Source organism: Aeromonas sp. HMWF014, assembly GCF_963878295.1.
In the GTDB taxonomy this organism is placed as follows: domain Bacteria; phylum Pseudomonadota; class Gammaproteobacteria; order Enterobacterales; family Aeromonadaceae; genus Aeromonas; species Aeromonas popoffii.
This window is the reverse complement of sequence record NZ_CAWNYS010000121.1, coordinates 1-1,597: the sequence shown is the minus strand read 5'-3', so window position 1 is coordinate 1,597 and position 1,597 is coordinate 1. Positions and strand designations below refer to the sequence as shown.

At 64.9% G+C, this 1,597-nt stretch carries 1 protein-coding gene; it reads right to left on the bottom strand.

Annotated features, from left to right (window positions below; translation table 11 throughout):
• Positions 1-1,597, bottom strand: a 1,597-nt coding sequence (locus AAC083_RS04845) for a UvrD-helicase domain-containing protein (RefSeq protein WP_146181579.1), incomplete at both ends; no start/stop codon positions are given.

The following is a 1,597-nucleotide window of genomic DNA, read 5'->3' as shown; positions in this document are numbered from 1 at the left end:
CACCAATGGATACTCCAGCCCCTTGGATTTGTGGATGGTGACGATCTGCACCAATTTCCGCTCGGATTCGAGGCGCAGTACCTGCTCCGCATCCTCGCCGCTCTGGTGGCTCACCGCCTCCCCCAGCCAGCGCAGCAGGGCATATTCCCCGTCCAGCTCGCTGCTTACCTGTTGCAGCAGCTCACCGAGATGGAGGAAGTTGGTCAGCCGCCGCTCGCCATAGGGGCTCGCCAGCAGGGAGGCGGCGAGATTGCGCCTGTGCAGCAGGGCCCGCAGCATGGCCAGCACGCCACGGCGATGCCAGATCGATCGGTACTCCATAAACTCCTGCACCGCGCTCTCCCACGCCCGCTCGTCCGAGGCCAGCCCATCGAGCGCCCTGGCATCCATATCAAACAGGCCGGTCGCCAGCGCCGCCCGCAGGCTGCGTTCTTCGCTCGGGTTCTGGCAGGCGTGCAGAATCAGCAAAATCTCCCGCGCCTCCACCTGCTCCAGCACACTCTCGCGGTTCGACAGGTAGACAGACGCAATGGCGAGCCGCGCCAGCTCCTGCTGCACCAGCTTGCCTTCGGCGCCGGTGCGCACCAGCACGGCGATATCCCCGGCCTTCACCGCTTTGTCGCCGATCAGCGCCTTGCCCTCGCGGGCCAGGGTCAGCAGGCGGTGGATCTCGGCGGCGGTGGCGCGGGCCATCTTGCTCTGGTAATCCCCCCGATTGAAGGTGGGCTGGCCGGTCAGCTGCCAGCAGTGGAGCACGGGGGCGGTGGCACCATCGAGCAGCAGCGCCTTGCTCTTGCCCTGCGCTTCCACCGGCAGGAAGGGGATATCCGCTTCGTAGATAAAGGGATCTTTCGCCCGCTCGAACAGGCCGTTGACCGCCCCCACCAGCGCGCTGCTGGAGCGCCAGTTGCGCCCGAGGGTGTAGTGGGCGCTCACATTTCGCCGCGCCTGAATGTAGGTAAAGATGTCTGCGCCGCGAAAGCCGTAGATGGCCTGCTTGGGGTCGCCGATCATCAGCAGCGCCGTGTCTTTGTGACCACTGTAGAGGCGATGGAAGATGCGGTACTGCTGGGGATCGGTATCCTGAAATTCGTCGATCATCGCCACCCGATAGGTGGCGCGAATGCGCTCGCAGAGCCGCTCGCCAAGGCTGGAGCCGAGCGCCCCATCGAGATCTTTCAGCAGGTCATCGAACGAGAGCTGATGGGCTTGGCGCTTGCTCGCCTGCATCCGGCTGCGCACTACTTTGGCGGCCCGCTGCAGGATGAGATCGCGAATGCCGGGGCGGCTCGCCAGCAGCTCGTCTATCTGACTGAACAGCGGCAGGGTCGGCACGGCACCCCCCTTCTTGAGGTTCTCTTCCAACACCGTCTGGCCGAAGCGCTCCAGCTCCTTGGGAATGGCGTAACCGCTGCTCTCGTCCTGCGCCCAGTCGGCTATCTTGGCAAGCCAGCCTTCGTAGTTCTTGCCGGTGTAGCGGCTGATCTGGCCGTCGGTCTGGCGGCGGATCTCGTCCGTCTGCGCCAGCCACTCGTTTTTCACCGCCTCAATGCGGACCATAGCTGCCTGATGGCGGGCGGTGAGGGTCTCGTCACCC